The organism is Deinococcus radiodurans R1 = ATCC 13939 = DSM 20539 (assembly GCF_000008565.1).
Classification (GTDB): Bacteria; Deinococcota; Deinococci; order Deinococcales; family Deinococcaceae; genus Deinococcus; species Deinococcus radiodurans.
This window is the reverse complement of record NC_001263.1, coordinates 1-12,960: the sequence shown is the minus strand read 5'-3', so window position 1 is coordinate 12,960 and position 12,960 is coordinate 1. Positions and strand designations below refer to the sequence as shown.

General features: G+C 64.9%; 10 protein-coding genes and 1 pseudogene. 5 read left to right on the top strand and 6 right to left on the bottom strand.

Going from position 1 to position 12,960, the window contains the following annotated elements:
- The first annotated feature begins 224 nt into the window (after positions 1 to 224).
- A complete protein-coding gene (locus DR_RS00055) occupies positions 225 to 1,106 on the top strand; it encodes an SDR family oxidoreductase (protein ID WP_010886659.1) in 882 nt (293 codons plus the stop codon).
- 239 nt (positions 1,107 to 1,345) lie between these two features.
- On the opposite strand, the gene DR_RS00050 is transcribed toward DR_RS00055, so the two are convergent.
- The 4 genes from DR_RS00050 to cdaA form a co-directional block, all read right to left on the bottom strand.
- Positions 1,346 to 2,530: an IS4-like element ISDra7 family transposase gene (locus DR_RS00050; protein ID WP_164927999.1), complete on the bottom strand. Its 1,185-nt coding sequence runs from the start codon at positions 2,528 to 2,530 to the stop codon at positions 1,346 to 1,348.
- A 147-nt stretch (positions 2,531 to 2,677) separates the two neighbouring features.
- The gene (locus tag DR_RS00045; protein WP_010886657.1) at positions 2,678 to 4,036 is read right to left on the bottom strand and encodes a VanW family protein; all 1,359 of its coding nucleotides are present in this window, start codon (positions 4,034 to 4,036) and stop codon (positions 2,678 to 2,680) included.
- A 65-nt stretch (positions 4,037 to 4,101) separates the two neighbouring features.
- On the bottom strand, positions 4,102 to 5,142 hold the full coding sequence (locus DR_RS00040) for a CdaR family protein (protein ID WP_010886656.1): 1,041 nt from the start codon (positions 5,140 to 5,142) through the stop codon (positions 4,102 to 4,104).
- Positions 5,139 to 5,942 (bottom strand): diadenylate cyclase CdaA, encoded by an 804-nt coding sequence (gene cdaA / locus DR_RS00035; RefSeq protein ID WP_027480255.1) that lies wholly within the window; start codon positions 5,940 to 5,942, stop codon positions 5,139 to 5,141. Before cdaA ends, DR_RS00040 begins: the two co-directional genes overlap by 4 nt.
- 173 nt (positions 5,943 to 6,115) lie before the next feature.
- On the opposite strand from cdaA, the gene DR_RS00030 reads away from it, so the two are divergent.
- Complete coding sequence (locus DR_RS00030) at positions 6,116 to 6,799, top strand: metal-dependent hydrolase (protein ID WP_027480256.1); 684 nt, start codon at positions 6,116 to 6,118, stop codon at positions 6,797 to 6,799.
- A gap of 46 nt (positions 6,800 to 6,845) precedes the next feature.
- Here the strand turns inward: DR_RS00030 and DR_RS00025 are convergent, their stop codons facing one another.
- Both DR_RS00025 and DR_RS00020 read right to left on the bottom strand, forming a co-directional pair.
- The gene (locus DR_RS00025) at positions 6,846 to 7,523 is read right to left on the bottom strand and encodes a TrmB family transcriptional regulator (protein ID WP_010886653.1); all 678 of its coding nucleotides are present in this window, start codon (positions 7,521 to 7,523) and stop codon (positions 6,846 to 6,848) included.
- Between the two features lie 7 nt (positions 7,524 to 7,530).
- Positions 7,531 to 8,574: an NUDIX domain-containing protein gene (locus tag DR_RS00020; protein ID WP_034350843.1), complete on the bottom strand. Its 1,044-nt coding sequence runs from the start codon at positions 8,572 to 8,574 to the stop codon at positions 7,531 to 7,533.
- Between the two features lie 135 nt (positions 8,575 to 8,709).
- Here DR_RS00020 and ddrC point away from each other — a divergent pair, with 135 nt between their 5' ends.
- The 3 genes and pseudogenes from ddrC to dnaN all read left to right on the top strand — a co-directional run bounded on the left by ddrC (position 8,710) and on the right by dnaN (position 12,868).
- Positions 8,710 to 9,405, top strand: coding sequence for a DNA damage response protein DdrC (ddrC, locus tag DR_RS00015; protein ID WP_027480257.1), 696 nt, complete (start codon positions 8,710 to 8,712; stop codon positions 9,403 to 9,405).
- A 251-nt stretch (positions 9,406 to 9,656) separates the two neighbouring features.
- A complete protein-coding gene (dnaA, locus tag DR_RS00010) occupies positions 9,657 to 11,057 on the top strand; it encodes a chromosomal replication initiator protein DnaA (protein ID WP_027480258.1) in 1,401 nt (466 codons plus the stop codon).
- A gap of 724 nt (positions 11,058 to 11,781) precedes the next feature.
- Positions 11,782 to 12,868 (top strand): annotated as a pseudogene (dnaN, locus tag DR_RS00005) (DNA polymerase III subunit beta).
- The last annotated feature ends 92 nt before the right edge of the window (positions 12,869 to 12,960 follow it).

The following is a 12,960-nucleotide window of genomic DNA, read 5'->3' as shown; positions in this document are numbered from 1 at the left end:
TAATCTTCTGGAAGTGGCCGAGTCTCTCAAAGCCGCTTGAAGGATTTTCTGGAGCACTGCCCTATGCTCCCTTTCGCCAGCTTCACGGGTGGTCATGTGGGCGACGCGACGCACCCTCAGGAAAACGCCCACGATATGGGCCTTCGAGGGGAGATCATTCTCCAAGCTGTCCGGCCCAGACACTCTGAATCTGCTTCCTCAAGCCTATCCAAAAGGAGTCCACCATGAATTCCACCTCATCCCCGACCATCGCCGTCACCGCCGCCACCGGGAAGCTCGGTCAGCTCGTCGTTTCGTCGTTGCTGGAACGCGGTGTGCCTGCCGACCACATCGTCGCCATCGTCCGGAATCCTGCCAAGGCGCAGGGTCTGTTCGCGCCCGGCGTGCAGATTCGTCAGGCCGACTACAACTCGCCGGAAGGCTGGGACAGGGCACTGGCGGGGGTGCAGCGGCTGTTGCTGATTTCGTCGAGCGACCTGAATGACCGCGCGGACCAGCACCGCACGGTGATCGAGGCGGCCAGCGCAGCGGGCGTGGAACTGCTCGCCTACACCAGCCTGCTCAAGGCCGACACGGCCCGGATGTCCCTGGCCGCCGACCATCAGGCCACCGAGAAATTGCTGACCGAAAGCGGCGTGCCGTTCGTCCTCCTGCGGAACGGCTGGTATCTGGAAAACTACGATCTGGCGCAGGCATTGCAGACCGGAAGTGTCCTGGGAGCCGCCGGAACGGGCCGCATCAGCGCCGCCTCCCGCAAGGACCTGGCCGAGGCCGCTGCCGCCGCACTGACCCGTGACGGACAGGCCGGAAAAGTGTACGAACTGGCGGGCGACGAAGCGTTCAGCCTGTCCGAACTGGCCGCCGAACTGTCGAAGCAGAGCGGCAAGGACGTGCAATACCGCAATTTCGCGCCCGAAGACTATCAGCGCACCCTGGAAGGCTTCGGGTTGCCTGCGCCTGTCGCGCAGATGCTCGTTTCCTCGGACGAAGGGGTGGCGCGGGGCGAACTGGAGCTGCCCAACAGCGACCTGCGCGAACTGATTGGAAGGCCCAGCACCAGCCTGAAAGAAGCTGTCGCCTCCCAACTCGCCGGGCAGCAGGCTTGAGCTCGAGGTGATGCAGAAGAAACCTCTCGGCAAGAACGGCCCGCTGGTCTCATACGGATTCCGCTTAATTCCTGCACAGTCGGGAAGGCGCCGCCGAACTGATCGCCACCCTTCACACGGTTTCAAATTGAGTACCGGACATGTCCGGGCGCAATTTTGCGCGGAGCGCATAAACAATGGTTCGTGCAGTTTTAGGCGGCTTTAAGTCCGAAATCCAGCGGACTGAACGGCGAATTCGCTCATTCTTCAAAGCGAGCCGAGAGGTCCAGATTGGATAAAATGACCTGGGCCAGCAGGGCGTTATACGCCCTGCGTTTCATGTCTTCGAGACTGAACACCAGATCCTGCCCGCCACCTGCCGCTCGCAGGGCCTCCAGTCGGCAAAGATTCAGGGTCAGCAGCACCACGTTCCAATGCGCCTCGATGCCCTGCTGTGACCGCAGTTGCACATCCTGGCCCCCCAGGAACTGTTTGGCATCCCGGAAGATCAGTTCGATCTCAAAGCGGCTTCGATACAGCGCCATGACCTCATGAGCCGGCATGGTCACAGCGGTGCTGAACAGCACCGCGTAGCCGGTGACCTGACCCTTTTTACCAATCTGCTGAATGACGACTGCGCGCACTTCCCGCGCCCACTGCACGCTCCAGACCACCTGCGTCCACACCCGCTCAGTCGGCCTTGCAGAGACGAGGTCGAAGCGCTGCAGGTCACTGAAGTCCACCTTACCGTCGAACTTCTTCTTTCGCCCCCGTCGTCTGGGATGCTCACCGGTGTAGAGGTCGTTGAGGTTGGCGTTGCGAGGCAATCTGGAGATAAACGGGAGACCGTGACCCGTCACGGTCTCCACGATGGGTTCCTTCGCGTAATTCCCGTCGGCAACGACAGCAGCCAGATCAAGCTGTTGAACAGTCCGGAGATCGAGCAGCACGTCATCCAGCTGATCGGCGGYCTGTTCCAGACGAGTTGGAGCCTCAGACCCGGTCAGGGTCTGACGGACATCGACCGTCAAGGCCTGCCGGTGCTGGACATCAATGAGGGCACAACAGGATTGCTCGATTCCGCGTTCGGTCCGCGCGGCACAGCCATTCCAGAACGAGCCGAGGTGTGCGGTGTGCTGACCGGCTTTGCGGTGAAAAGAGGCGTCGATGGCCAGAACGCACAGTGGGCTGATCAGCCCACTCTCGATTGCTGTACTGACAGTCGCCTGGTGTAACGCGCCCCACGGAATGGCCCCATCGTCACTTCGGTGCAGCCAACGACGAATCGTACTCTCCGAGCAGGCTGCATACCGGGAGAGATTCAGGGCGTTCAGCCGTCCAGGAACAGCGAGAAAAACGCTGAGCAGCACGGTCAGGAAATTCCGCTGCGTCTTGCGCAGCGGGACCGCGCTGAGAACGTACTGTAGGATGGCCATCAGACCCATTGGAAGCGGTGATTTCACAGCTCCATTTTCAATGGGTCTTTCCTTTTGGGCTCAAAACTGCACGAACCATTGATGGAAAAAATACGGTTTTAAGGAAAGGGGGAGAGGCCGCACCATCGCCTCTCCCTCTCTACACTTCGCCCTCTGCTATTTCTTCGTCCCCACCCGGAAAATGTTCGGCCAGGGGCGGTACACACTTCGCAGCGTGTCCTGCTTGAAGGTCTTGCCGCCGCGCGTGAAGCGGCGCGTGACCTCGATGGTGGCGCCCGGCGCGGCCCAGTCCACCTGCTTGCGCTGCCCGGCGGGAAGCGAGGCGTCGGGAATCAGGCGGTCTTTGGGCGGGGCGACGGTCTTGAGGGTCTTGGGCGCGTCCACCTGCACCTGATAGTCGCGCGCCTGCCCGAAGGCGGTGATGGTCAGGGTGGCTTCCTGGTCGTCCCACTCGGTCTGGAACCAGATGGGGCCGCCGGTGGTGTTGGCGAATTTCAGATCGAGCTGCGGTTGGTAGATGGTGGCGTCGAGGCCCTGCGGGTCGTAATAGAAAACCTGATACGAGTGGTTTTGCCGCTGCACGATGCCCAGCCCCGCGCCGTAGAGCGTGCGGAAGACGGTGGTGCTGACCTGGCAGATACCGCCGCCCACGCCGCTCGCCGTCTGGTCGCCCGCGATGACCAGCCCCGGCACGTAGCCGTTGCGCTCGCTGACCGGGCCGATGAACTTGTTGAAGGAAAACACGTCGCCCTCGAACAGCCGGTCCTTGAAGTTCTGGGCACCGACGTGAATGTTCTTGACGCGCTCGGGGCTGCTGCCGTAGTAGCTGGTAAAGCCGGTCGCGAGAAAGGTGGTAATACCGCGCGAGGCGAAGAAATCGAGCGTGCGCTGCGGCGCGACCTGTCCGGTCACGACCACGTTGGCGCTCACGCCGCGCGGGTCGCGCAGGACCTTGGCTACGGCGGCGCGGGTCGCCTGCGCGTCCACCTTCAGGCCGTTGGGCTGCACCACGGCCCACTGCCCGTCGTCCTGCTGCTCGAAGCGGGCGTCTCGCGGAGCGGCGAGCGACTTCAGGAAGGTGTCGAGGTCCGCCTGCAGGCTGGCCGACACCTCACCGCGCTGACGCAACTGGGCGGCGCGCTCGGCAGGAATGGTCAGCGTCTTGAGCACCGGCACCGTCGTCTTTTTGCCTGCCACCAGCGCCGGAACGTTGGCCCGCGCCTGAATCAGCAGCGGGGCGCGGCTGGGAGCGGGGGCCGGACGGGGCGTGACCGGCTTCTGGGGAGCCGGGGTTTGAGGGACTGACGGTTGTGGCATTGGGGGTTGCGGCACCGGAGCGGGTTCCTGGGGCACCGGAACCGTTGGCGCAGGCGGCGTGACAGGAGCCGGCGCCGGAACAGGAAGCGGCTGAGCAATGGGCGGCAGCGCCGGAATACCGGTCTGGGCGTGGGCGGCACTCAGCGCCCCCAGCAGCGCCAAACCGCAGATCAGCGGGGCAGACACGAACTTGGTCATCGGCTGGAGTATCCCACGGGCCTGGGAAGCGGGTATGAGCTGCCTGGGGCCTCAGGAAGCTTTGCTCAATTCCCACCACTGCTCGACGACGCCCCCGACTTTTGCTGGGTGGGCGCTCCCGCGCCGGGGTCGGGGGCCTTGATCCGCTCGACGACAAGGCTGACGCTGACGGTCTCGAGCGCCTGTGCCCCGTCGGGCAGCCGCAGCGTGACGGGCAGGGTGGAGCTGCCCACCCGGTAGTCCACCTGACCGCTGACCTCGCGCAGGCGCCCCAGCAGTTCGGGGGCGGCGACCACCCGCACCGTGCGCGGTTGCAGGGTCTGGGACTGAACGCGCAGGCTCGCCGGGGGCGCCCCCAGCACCACCGGTAACGTCTTGACCGGCAGCGTCCCGGTATCGAGGCGCTGCACCGACACGCTGGCGGGGTGCAGCGTGACCGGCTCGACCACCCGGCCCCGGCTGTCGAGGGCAATCAGGGGGGCCTCGCGTTCCTCACCGGGGTCGAGGTCGACCGGGCTGGTCACCACCCGCGTCACCTGATTGAGCACCCGGCTCGGGGCGGTGGCCTGCACCTCGCTGGGGCGGACCTCAAAGCGCGGCAGGCTGTTTTCGGCGGGCGACGCGACCCCCAGGGTGACGGTCAGCGTGCGGCTGAGTTCGCTGTCCACGAAGCCCTGCACCCGCTCGGGCACCTGCTTGCTGAGCACCGTGTTGCTCGGCGCGACGATCTGCACCGGGCGGTTGAAACTGCCCTCGGGCACGCCGGTCACGTCGAGCAGCGCCTCGATATTGCTGGGGCGCAGTTCGTTCAGGCGCTCGGGGCGCCCGGTCAGCGTGACCCGCACCGTCTCGGGGTTGAGGTCGCTGACGGCGCGCCGCTCGTCGCTGCCCGACGCCCCGGTGGTGTCGCGCACGGTAATCGGCACGTCGTAGCTCTGCTGCACCTGCGCCCGCTGATCGCCCGTGCTGACCGACCACAGCACCAGCGCGGCCCCCAGCGACACCAGTTTGGGACCGATGTTGTGCCGCAGCCGCCGCCATACGTACCGCGGGCTCAGCCAGCGCTGCCACTGTTTGCGCTTGCCCTGCGCTTCGCCGCCGCTCATGGCCGGCCCTCGGGGGCGGGCACGGCGGGGAGCGGGGACAATGCCTCGCGCTCATAGACGAGTTCGCGCAGTTGCTCGCGCAGTTCGGTGGGGGTGAGGTCGGGCCCCAGGCGCCCGTTCAGGGCAATCCGCATGCTGCCGCGTTCCTCACTCACGATCAGCACCACTGCGTCGGTGACTTCCGAAAGGCCGATGGCGGCGCGGTGCCGGGTGCCGTAGCGGCGGTAGGTGCCGTCGCTCGCCTGCAAGGGAAACAGGCAGCCGGCGGCCACGATACGCGCCCCCTGAAGAATCACGCCGCCGTCGTGCAGCGGGGCATTGCGGACAAACAGCGCCTCAATAAACGGCACACTGACCACCGCGTCGAGCGGCACCCCGGTGGCGGCGTACTCGCCCAGCGGCGTGCGGCGCTCGATGGCGACCAGGGCGCCGGTCTTGCGCTCGGCCAGCCGTTCCAGCGCCCGCGCGAGGTCTTGCAGTGCCGCCCCATCGCGCTCGGCGGCGCCGCGTGGTCGGCCCACGCGTTCGAGTGCGGCGCGCAGCTCAGGCTGAAACAGCACCACCAGCGCGAACAGCCCCACCGTGCCCGCCCGGCCCAGCAGGTCGGTCAGCGTCACCAGCCCCAGCAGCCGCGCCGCCACCCACACGCCGGCAAAGACCATGATGCCGCGCAGCACGTTGACCGCCCGGGTGCCCACCACCAGCTTGTACCCCTGATACAGCAGCGCCGCGACCAGCAGAATGTCGAGCAGGTCGCGCAGGGTGATGCCGAGCAGGTTCAGGCTGGACAGGGTCGTCAACGGCAGCAGGCTCCTTCGGTCGCCCACCGGCAAGGGCCGCCAGGTGGGGCCGGTCTACTATAGGGGCCCGCGCCATGAAGCGGCTGAGATCAGGGGGAGGGGACAAAAGGGCACAACATCCCCACGCTGTCGCCCCTCCTCATTCATACTCAGGAGTTCCAGGAGGCAACCTCATGCTCAAGATCCGTTCTCTCGGCCACAGCACTTTCTTTCTCGATGACGGGACGCACCGTCTGCTCATCGAACCCTTTCTCGAAGGCAACCCGCGCTGCCCGGTGACCCTCGGCGAAGTGCAGTCGTGGCAGCCGAGCGCCGTGCTCATCAGCCACGCCCACGGCGACCACTGGGGCAACGCCCTGGATTTCGGACGGGCGGGCGTGCCGATCATCGCCACCGCCGAGATCGCCGGGTACGCCGGAGCGCACGGCGCCAACAACGCCGTCGGCATGAACATCGGCGGCACCTACCGCGCCGAGTGGGGCAGCGTTTCCCTGACCCCCGCGTGGCACTCGAGCTCCTTTCCCGACGGCACCTACGGCGGAATGCCCACGGGTCTGGTCATCGAGTTCGGCGGCCAGCGCCTGTATTTCGCGGGCGACACCGCGCTGTTTTCCGACATGCGCCTGATCGGGGACCGCGAACTCGACCTCGCGTTCCTGCCCATCGGCGACCACTACACCATGGGGCCGGAAGAGGCCGGGCGCACGCTGGACTTGCTGCGTCCGCGCGTTGCCATTCCCATGCACTACGCGACTTTCCCGGCCCTGACCGGCGACCCCGCCGTCTTCCGCACCGAGGGCGAACGGCGCGGCGTGGAGGTCCGGGTCCTTGACCCCGGCGAGACGACCGAGCTGTAATTCAGGCCACAGAAGCTGACCTCGCGCCCAGAGAAGGGCATCGGGGTCAGCTTCTGTTCTGTACTGCTTTCTGCGCCGCCAGCTTCACGTAGCCCTCAATCAGATGGACGATGACCGGGTTGTGGGTGTGAACACCGTGTGCCTCGCCGCTTTCGCCCTCGGCAATAAAGTGCCCGACGAGCGCGGCCTCGGTGTCGCGGGCGAGCAGGAAGGCCCGCTGCCCCTGCGCGGCGATGGGCGGCAGGTCGGAGAGGTCGGCCCGCAGCAGCTCCACGCCGCGCGGGGTGAGGCGCTCCAGGCGTTCGGCCAGCGACTGCTCGCCCGCCAGGTACACGCAGCGCCGGGCGTTGAGCACCAGGTCTTCGGCCAGGCTGCGAATGGCCGCCTCGCCGTTGAGGTGATACACCGCTTCGGGCGCCGGGTCGGGGGCGAGGCGCGAGAGGTCGCGGTCCAGGGCCGCCAATCGGTCGTCGAAAGAACGCCGCGAACGCGACAGGTACTCGCGGGCCGAGAGGGGCGCGTATTCCAGCGGGTTTTGCCCCACCTTGGCCGACAGCCCCCGGCCCTCCAGACGCTCCAGGGTTTCGTAGATCTTGGGCCGGGGAATGCCCGCCTGACGCGCCACCCGCGCCGGAACCGCGCGGCCCAGGGCCAGCAGTGCGGTGTAGGCCCGCGCCTCGTATTCGGTCAGCCCCAGCGCTTGCAGGTGAATGACGGCACTCATCAGCTTTTCAGCATAAGCGATGCGGCGCCGCTCCGGGGCACGCGCCCTCATTTGGACTGGGTTCAAGCTCTTGCCAGCGCCTTACCTTCGCCCGAATCAGCGGCCCGCTCAGCTCGTCTGCGGGCGGCAGGGCGTCCGGCGCGAACCACGCCGCACCGTGACTTTCGGCGGTGTCGAGGGCCAATTCACCCTGCACGTCCTCGGCCCGGAACAGCACGGAAATGTTGTCTATGACATCGCCGTTGAGGGAGGTGAAGCGGTACTCGGCCCCGGCGAACAACTCCACTGGAACGAGGCGGGACGCCCGCAGGCCCGTTTCCTCGTGCAGCTCCCGCGCCGCGCACTCGGCGAACGACTCGCCGGGTTCGAGGCTGCCGCCGGGAAGCGTCCATTTCCCAGTGACTGTGTTCCCAGTGCCCGCATGTTTCAGGAGCAGCACCTCGCCGCGCTCGTTCGTCACGGCGACGTTGGCACCGGGGGCTATCAGGGGCCGCGAGCCCACCAGCGCCCGCAGGTCGCGCAGCCAGTCGCCGGGCGGCGGGGGCGAGGGCACGTCCAGCAGGGGCAAAGGTGGCAGCCCGCGCCGGGCTCGCAGCACATTCATGCTCACGCGGTTGATGTTGGTGTTCAGCGGCGGCAAATCGTCCAGAGCGAACCAGCGCAGTTCGAGCGTCTCGCCGCCGTCGTCGGGGCAAGCATCCGTCAGCGCCGCAGCGGGCACAGTGCCTTCCGTTCGCAGGCCGACCAGATACACCTCGTCGCCGTTCGGATAACGGTGCCAGAACTGCGGCCCACTCACCAACCCTTCGGAGAGCGGCAGCGGGCGCAGGTTCGGGCAGCGCAGCCCCGTTTCCTCAAGGAGCTCGCGATGAGCGGCAATCAGAAAATCCTCGCCCGGTTCCAGTCCACCACCGAGTATTCCCCATTGCCCATCGTCGCCCCGGCGCTGAAGCAGGACGCGGCCCGTTTCGTCTTGCAAGAGGACACTCACGCCTGCGGCGGGCAGGGCGCGGTGGCCCCACACGGCGCGCAGTTCGGACAGATAGGACATAACGACCACTCTAAGGGCAGGGGGTGGCCTTCAGCGAACTTTAAGATAATTTTCTCCGTCCTGCACACTGAAAAATAGCCCTGCTTCCGTGCTGATTTGTTATGTCAAAAACATAATCTGTGCTAGAATATCTGTATGAAGAACGCTCCGCTGACCCTCAATTTCGGCTCCGTGCGGCTGCCTGTCAGCGCGGACGGTTTGCTTCACGCCCCCACCGCCCAGCAGCAGCTCGGGCTCACCCAAAGCTGGGAAGCGGCGCTGGTCGAACACGGCCTGCCCGAGACGTACCGCGACTTCGGCGCCGGACCCGAGGCCGCCGTGAGCGTGCCCGATTTCGTGGCGCTTGCCTTCGCCCTCGACACCCCCGAAGCCCGGCGCTGGCAGAAGCGGGCGCGGGAGCTGCTCGCCCGCGCCATGCAGGGCGACGTGCGCGTGGCTGCCCAGATTGCCGAGCGCAACCCCGAGCCTGACGCCCGGCGCTGGCTCGCTGCCCGACTGGAAAGCACTGGCGCCCGGCGCGAACTGCTCGCCACCGTCGCCCGGCACGGTGGCGAGGGCCGGGTCTACGGTCAGCTCGGCAGCATCAGCAACCGCACCGTCCTTGGCAAGGACAGCGCGTCGGTACGTCAGGAACGCGGCGTCAAGGCCACCCGCGACGGCCTGACGAGCGCCGAACTGCTGCGGCTGGCCTACATCGACACCGTGACCGCCCGCGCCATTCAGGAAAGCGAAGCGCGGGGCAACGCAGCCATCCTCACCCTCCACGAACAGGTAGCCCGCAGCGAGCGCCAGAGCTGGGAACGGGCGGGCCAGGTGCAGCGCGTAGGCTGAGACAAGCGCCATAAAGAAGCTGCCCCTATCTTCCATCGCTTCATTCATCCCTCTCCGCACAGGAGGGGGCTTTTTCATCTTTTGACCCTCTACTAGGGGGAGAGGGCCTTGCGAAGCAAGGGGTGAGGGGTCTCCAGTACCCATGACTTCGCTTTGCGCTCCCAACGCCTAGCCCGCTTCACCGCGTCTGCTACCCTGACCCTGACTTTTGCGGGGCAAGTTTCCCCGCCGAACGGGGGAGGGGGAGCACTATCTCACAGGAAATCTGGGCCGACGTCCTCGCTTACGTGCGCAAAAACGTCTCCGACTTGGAGTACACGACCTGGTTCGCGCCGGTCAAACCGCTCGGCGTGCAGGAGGGCTCGCTGCTGCTCGGCGTGCGCAACTCCTTTACCAAGGACTGGTTCCGCGACCATTATCTCGAACTGCTGCTCGCCGCGCTGCGCTCGCTGGGCGCCGAGCACCCGCAGGTCGAGTTTCAGGTGCTGCCCGCCGCGCAAGACGCCCTGCTGCTCCCCAACGACCCCCCACCCGCGCCCGAAGCGGCGGCCCCAACGCCCAAAACCAAAGCCGCGCCCACGCCTCCCCCAAGCACCCCCGGCGACAACCGCAAGACGCTGAACCCCAAATACACCTTCGAGAACTTCGTGGTCGGCCCGAACAACAACCTCGCGCACGCGGCGGCGCTCGCGGTGGCCGAGTCGCCCGGCAAGGCGTACAACCCGCTGTTCATCTATGGGGACGTGGGCCTCGGCAAGACCCACCTGATGCACGCGGTGGGGCACTACCTCGCTGAGCGCTTTCCCGAAAAGCGCATCGAGTACGTGTCCACCGAGACGTTCACCAACGAACTCATCAACGCCATCCGCGACGACAAGACCACGCAGTTTCGCAACCGCTACCGCTCGGTGGACCTGCTGCTCGTCGACGACATCCAGTTTCTGGCGGGCAAGGAGCGCACCCAGGAGGAGTTTTTCCATACCTTCAACGCGCTCTACGAGAGCAACAAGCAGATCATCCTCAGTTCGGACCGGCCCCCCAAGGACATCCAGACACTCGAAGGCCGCCTGCGAAGCCGCTTCGAGTGGGGGCTGATTACCGACATCCAATCGCCCGAGTACGAAACCCGCGTGGCGATTCTGAAGATGAACGCCGAGCAGGGCCACATCACCATTCCGCAGGAGGTGCTCGAACTCATCGCCCGGCAGGTGACCAGCAACATCCGCGAACTGGAGGGGGCGCTGATGCGGGTGGTGGCCTTCGCCAGCCTCAACAATGTGCCCTTTTCGCGGGCGGCAGCGGCCAAGGCCCTGAGCAACGTCTTCGCTCCGCAGGAAGCCAAGGTCGAGATGACCGACGTGTTGCGGCAGGTGGCCGCGCACTACGGCACCACCCCCGACCTGATTCGCGGCTCGGGCCGCGCCCGCGACATCGTGGTGCCCCGGCAGGTGGCGCAGTACCTCATCCGCGCACTGACCGACCACTCGCTGCCCGAAATCGGCCAGTTTTTCGGACGCGACCATTCCACCGTCATGCACGCCGTGAGCAAAATCACCGAACAGATGGGCAAAGACCCCGAACTTGCCGCCACGGTGAACACCCTGCGTAACCGGATTCAGGGCAAGGAAGAGGAGGAAGAAGTCGGGGCGTAAGGTTGCCGGGCCAAGAGGGGCGAAGGGCCCCTTTTTTGGGCCAGTTTGGTATGCTGGGAAGAGAATGAGATGCCGGAAGTATGCAGATTATGCCCCCAAAAGTTAGGTCATAGGCTGAAACGTTCCAAAATCCCGTTCCAAATGGCGGTGAAACTTTTCACTTTCTGTGGAAAAACCTGTGGATATCCTGTGGATAAGTGCCAAAATCCTGTGGATAAAATTGTGGATAACTTGCCCCTAAAAATGCCCTGTGGATAACCCCCCAAGTTATCCACAGCTTATCCATCAGGTTTTCGGGGTTATCCACACCCCCTCTGTGGAAAACTTTTGTCCTCTGGGACGGCTTCAAGGTGAGTTTTCCACAGTATCCACAGGCCCTACTACTGCTACTACTGTTTTTATTTTTTAAGAAGAACAGTTAACAGATAGGCCAGGTGACCTTGGGCCTTCCACAAAGGACTCTGGAAAATTCCAAAAGGAGGTTCCGAGTTGAGATCCAACGTGAGGCGTCTCAGGACTGATCGTTCTTCAGATTCCAGACCCGAAGCTCAGAACAATTTCATGTCCAGCACGAAGTTTTCCCCAGGTTGTGGATAAGTTCTGTGGATAAGTCGGGAGTTGGCTGCAAAAACCCTCTACTGCAAATGCCATTGCCAAAAAGGCCGTCCTAAACGCGGTTTTCTCCCCTGAAATCTGCCGGGCAAACGGCGTAGAATGGCCGGTGATGAAAGCCAATGTCACCAAAAAGACCCTGAACGAGGGCCTGGGCCTGCTCGAACGTGTGATTCCGAGCCGTTCGAGCAATCCGCTGCTGACGGCGCTGAAGGTCGAAACGTCGGAAGGTGGCCTGACGCTGAGCGGCACCAACCTGGAAATCGACCTGTCGTGCTTCGTGCCTGCCGAGGTGCAGCAGCCCGAAAACTTCGTGGTGCCGGCGCACCTGTTCGCGCAAATCGTTCGCAACCTCGGCGGTGAGCTCGTCGAACTCGAACTGAGCGGCCAGGAACTCTCGGTGCGCTCGGGCGGCTCAGATTTCAAGCTCCAGACCGGTGACATCGAAGCGTACCCGCCACTCTCTTTCCCCGCACAGGCCGATGTGAGCCTGGACGGCGGCGAACTGTCCCGCGCCTTTTCCAGCGTGCGCTACGCGGCAAGCAACGAGGCGTTTCAGGCGGTGTTTCGCGGCATTAAGCTTGAGCACCACGGCGAGAGCGCCCGCGTGGTGGCGTCCGACGGTTACCGGGTGGCTATCCGCGACTTTCCGGCGAGCGGCGACGGCAAAAACCTGATTATTCCCGCCCGCAGCGTGGACGAACTGATTCGCGTGCTCAAGGACGGCGAGGCGCGGTTCACCTACGGCGACGGCATGCTCACCGTGACCACCGACCGCGTGAAGATGAACCTCAAGCTGCTCGACGGTGATTTTCCCGACTACGAGCGGGTCATTCCCAAGGACATCAAACTTCAGGTGACACTGCCCGCCACCGCCCTCAAGGAAGCGGTCAACCGTGTGGCCGTGCTGGCCGACAAAAACGCCAACAACCGCGTCGAGTTTCTGGTGTCCGAAGGCACTCTGCGCCTCGCTGCGGAGGGCGACTATGGCCGCGCTCAGGACACGCTCAGCGTCACCCAGGGCGGCACCGAGCAGGCGATGAGCCTCGCCTTCAACGCTCGCCATGTGCTCGATGCGCTGGGCCCGATTGACGGAGACGCCGAGCTGCTGTTCTCCGGGTCCACCAGCCCCGCCATTTTCCGCGCCCGTAGGTGGGGGAGGCGGGTATATGGCGGTCATGGTCACGCTGCGCGTTTAAGGGGCCTTCTGAGGCCGTTACGGGGCATGTCTGCCCTGGCCCATCACCCGGAAAGTTCACCGCCGCTTGAACCGAGGCCAGAGTTCGCGTGA